At 34.6% G+C, this 4,121-nt stretch carries 6 protein-coding genes and 1 pseudogene; 6 read left to right on the top strand and 1 reads right to left on the bottom strand.

What is annotated here, in order from left to right; genetic code table 11:
• Positions 1 to 134: 134 nt before the first annotated feature.
• On the bottom strand, positions 135 to 932 hold the full coding sequence (locus GSY74_RS02585) for a Fic family protein (protein WP_164663553.1): 798 nt from the start codon (positions 930 to 932) through the stop codon (positions 135 to 137).
• Positions 933 to 997: 65 nt separating this feature from the next.
• On the opposite strand from GSY74_RS02585, the gene GSY74_RS02580 reads away from it, so the two are divergent.
• The 6 genes and pseudogenes from GSY74_RS02580 to GSY74_RS02555 all read left to right on the top strand — a co-directional run.
• Complete coding sequence (locus tag GSY74_RS02580; protein ID WP_164663552.1) at positions 998 to 1,528, top strand: TlpA disulfide reductase family protein; 531 nt, start codon at positions 998 to 1,000, stop codon at positions 1,526 to 1,528.
• A 9-nt stretch (positions 1,529 to 1,537) separates the two neighbouring features.
• Positions 1,538 to 2,593 carry a nicotinate mononucleotide-dependent phosphoribosyltransferase CobT gene (gene cobT, locus GSY74_RS02575; RefSeq protein WP_164663551.1) on the top strand — a complete coding sequence of 352 codons (1,056 nt, stop codon included), beginning with the start codon at positions 1,538 to 1,540 and terminating at the stop codon, positions 2,591 to 2,593.
• Positions 2,594 to 2,676: 83 nt separating this feature from the next.
• Entirely contained in the window at positions 2,677 to 2,913 is a 237-nt protein-coding gene (locus GSY74_RS02570) for a hypothetical protein (protein ID WP_164663550.1), read from the top strand.
• 4 nt (positions 2,914 to 2,917) lie between these two features.
• A complete protein-coding gene (locus GSY74_RS02565; protein ID WP_164663549.1) occupies positions 2,918 to 3,172 on the top strand; it encodes a Txe/YoeB family addiction module toxin in 255 nt (84 codons plus the stop codon).
• A gap of 18 nt (positions 3,173 to 3,190) precedes the next feature.
• On the top strand, positions 3,191 to 3,688 hold the full coding sequence (locus GSY74_RS02560) for a bifunctional adenosylcobinamide kinase/adenosylcobinamide-phosphate guanylyltransferase (protein ID WP_164663548.1): 498 nt from the start codon (positions 3,191 to 3,193) through the stop codon (positions 3,686 to 3,688).
• Positions 3,685 to 4,121, top strand: a pseudogene (locus GSY74_RS02555) (hypothetical protein); the annotation flags it as partial. The gene GSY74_RS02560 and the pseudogene GSY74_RS02555, both read left to right, overlap by 4 nt.

The following is a 4,121-nucleotide window of genomic DNA, read 5'->3' as shown; positions in this document are numbered from 1 at the left end:
GGCTAAAGCCATCGGTTCCTTATATGCAATCTGCATTTTCGGAATCGGCGTGTTTACACCCGAACTATTTGGTTCAAAAAAAGCTTAATTTATTGGCATTGGGCTAAAGCCTTCGATTCCAAATGAGTTTTATCTTACCTCAACGGTCTTATCAACTCTGCTTCCCTACCTTTTCTCATCGCCACTATCATCTCAACCGTATCTCTATAAGTAGCAATAAAGTACTCTCTAAATTTAGAATAATCACCACTCTCATAATACTCTACAATAGAGACCAAATACTCTCTTATTCGCTTCTCATCAGGTATGTAGAGCATCTTATCTTCACTCTTTAGTGCCACATTTAACATCATTCTAGCCGTTCTTTTATTGCAGTCTTTGAAGTATTGCAGATAGGCTAGATTGCAGTGAATATAGAGTGCCTTATCAAATGGGTTTTTGATGCTTTTATACTTTTTAAACATATAATTTAACTCATCATCTAGCTTCTCTTTGGTGGCTAGAGGAGTATAGTTAGAGCCTTTGATAGCAACCTCTTCATCTCTTGGTACTGCTCTCTCATTTTCGGCTACCATCTCATTTGAGAGGATATAGTGCAAATCTTTTAGGGTCTCTTTTGTCACCTCTAAATCTTCATCTATAAATTTCTCGTAAGCATCTCTCATATTTAAAATCATCTTGGCATCACTATACCGTTTACCACCTGCTGTTCGACCATACTCCAACAGAGTGTGAGTATCGTGTCTATCATAGGTATTTCCTTCAATTCTAGCAGAGGTATGAATAAAGTCCATTCCAAATTTATCAACAAAACTTCTATTTGTTAAAAAACTAGATAAAGAGACTTCTCTATTCAACTTATCTAAGAGTTGAAGCTCCTCTATGGTAAAAATCTCTGTTTTTTCAAGAAAATTTGGATTGTATAGAATCATGTTTAAACCTTTGGAGAATTATATCATTTTTTCGATATAATCACTAAAAAAAAAGGACTTTATACATGAGATACATATCTATAATACTAACACTATCACTGCTTTTGAGTAGTGCTAATAGTGAAGACAACCAAACTACAGAGAAGAATATAACTGCCCCAAGCTTTTCCCTCAAAACAGCTAATGAGAAAACTTTAGAGGTTAAAGAGATAGAAAATGGAGTTCTCTTCGAAGGCTCTGAAGATAAAATTGTTATCTTATCTTTTATCGCCTACAACGGTCGCCCTTGTCTTCGTGCCATAGATACATTTAAAGAGATGCAAAAAGAGTATAAGGACATAGATGTAGTGGCTATTGATGTTAGAGGAGTAGACCAAAAGGGTCTAAAAGAGTTTGCCAAAAACAAAGAGATTAAGTTCCCTCTTGTTAATTATGATAATGCCAAAGAGTTTACAAACTATATTGGACAAAAAGCTGGATGGAATGGTTCGCTACCTTTTACTCTGATTATGGACAAAAAAGGTCTTGTTAAATATCTTCAAGTAGGACTTATTCCACTAGAGGGATTAAAAAAAATATATCAAGAGATAAAATAGAAAATTTTCATGATAAAAACAATAATTGGAAAACCTGATTTTATAGAGTCTCTTCGTGGTAAAAGAGCTTCGTTTATGTTAGCCCTAAGCAATACTAAAACAGCTGATATAGAGGGAATTACTCAAGCGGGAATCCGAAATATGATATATCTAACCCCAACACTTGATAGTGAGTTTCTATGTACTGGAGAGGTGCGAAGTTTAGAGAATATCGCCCAAACGCCCAAAGGTGTACCAACCCCTGCTCTTATCACTAGAGCCGTGCATCTGTTAGCACCATATGGTCGTATTGAGCTTTTGGATTTGGGATTAGAAATCAAACCAAAACTAGACTACTTTACTCAACACGGTTTTGATATTACTCCAAGTCAAAGTATTGTAGAAGGTGCAGATATTGATGCCCAAGAGGTATTTGAAAAAGGTGTAGCCTTTGGTCAAAGCTATGAGTGCCAAGATGAATATATAATTTTGGCTGAATCGGTTCCAAGTGGAACAACTACAGCCACTGCTACAGCACTTGGATTAGGATACAAAGCAGAGGGGATGTTCTCTAGCTCTTTCAAGAACAGTCCAGATGATATAAAAGAGAAGACACTAAAACTTGCTCTATCCAACATTGATGATAAAAACGATATATTTGATACCCTAAGTAAGGTAAGTGATAATATGATTATCTTCAATGCAGGGTTTTTAATGGGTCTCAATAATAGGATTAAAGTAATTCTCGCAGGTGGTACGCAGATGGCTTGCGTGCTGTTAGTTATGAACAGAATTCTCAAACTTATGGGAGGAGCTATGGAGACCTCTAATCTAGCTCTCTGTACTACTAAGTGGGTAGCAGAGGATGAAAATAGTGATATAGAAGCTCTTCTAAAAATGCTCTCTTTTCCTATCAATGCCTACTATGCCGATTTTGACTTCTCTTTGAGTGAACGCCCTGCTTTGAAACTATATGATGAGGGTGAAGCCAAAGAGGGTGTTGGAGCTGGTGGGGCTTTGGTTTATGGGTTTTTGAATGGAGTTTCCAAAGATAAGATAACCAAGCAGGTAGAGAGTCAATTATAATCTATATCCGTTTAAATGTTTTATTTATCCCCCTATTTTTTATAATTTTTTGATATAATCAAAATAAAACAAAGGAAGATTTGATGCAGGTAGCCTATAGATTGAGTGCCAATGAGTTAGATATAAATTTTTTAGAATCTATCAAAAAACTCTTTAAAGAAAAAAGACTCTATATCAATATTACTATAGATGAATATAAAGATGATACTGAATATCTCCTCTCAAATAAATTCAATGCCAATAGACTTCTAAATGCCATTAATAATATTGAAAATAATAAAGATAAATTAATATATAAGAATATAGAAGATTTAGGATAAAGTCATGTTAGCATTTGAGCCTTCGGCATGGAAAGATTATATCTATTTCAAAAATAGTGATAAAGCTATTTCAAAAAAGATAGATAAATTAATCAAAGAGACCTTAAGAAAACCATTTGATGGCATAGGAAAACCTGAAAGATTAAAGGGGAATTTAAGTGGATATTGGTCAAGGAGAATAACACAAGAACATAGATTTGTCTATAAATATGAGGATGGTGTAATAATTATTGCTTCTTGTCGGTTTCATTATGAATAAATAGTAAAATAAAACAAAATGAGCAAAATTTTATACTATGGTGGACAGAAATCAGGTAAATCCCTCTTGGCTGAACAGAAAGCTCTGAAGTTATCTCATAATAAACAACCATACTATATCGCAACCTACGACAACTCCTATGCAGACCAAGAGATGCAGGAGCGAATCGACAGGCACAAGTTACAAAGAGAGAATAAGTTTATCTCAATTGAGGAGCCTTTTGATTTGCCTTTAGTTATTAATAATGAGGGAACTTATCTGATTGATTGTCTCTCTATGTGGATACTCAATACACTAGATATGAAGATAGAGAAGCTTTTTGAACAACTTGAAACTCTTGCCAAAAAGGATACAAATACTGTTTTTGTACTTAATGATGTCTCTTCAGGAATTATTCCTATAGATGCAGAGAGTCGAAAGTTTGTCGATAGGTCAGGAACTGTGGGACAGAGAGTTGCAAAAATTTGTGATGAGGTCTATGAGGTTAAACTTGGATTGGAGATTAGACTAAAATGAGTATGGAGATTGGTTTTGTAATAAAAAAAATGGTATCGGCTATAGTTATGCCACTACCTATAGGGTTGATTTTAGGGGTTATTGGACTATGGTATCTCTATAGAAATCATAATAAAAAAGCAAAAATATTTTTGACCATAAGCCTACTTTGGATTGCCACTATCTCTTATACTCCATTTTCAAATCTTCTTTTGAAACCTCTTGAAGACTCCTATAGCAAACTCAAAAAGATACCCAAAGATGCTAAGTATATCCTGCTTCTAGGTGGAGATAAAGAGCGTCGTGCATGGGAAGCTCTAAGACTATATCACAAAATACCAAATGCAAAAATAATCACCTCTGGCTATGCTCCATTTGGAGGAAAGATACCATCAGCCATTAAAACAGCTAAATTTTTACAAAAAGTGGGTGTCAAAAAAGAAGATATTATCAT

The organism is Sulfurovum sp. bin170 (assembly GCF_010892395.1).
In the GTDB taxonomy this organism is placed as follows: Bacteria; Campylobacterota; Campylobacteria; order Campylobacterales; family Sulfurovaceae; genus UBA1140.
The sequence above is the reverse complement of the archived record's forward strand: the minus strand, read 5'-3'. Positions and strand labels throughout refer to the sequence as shown.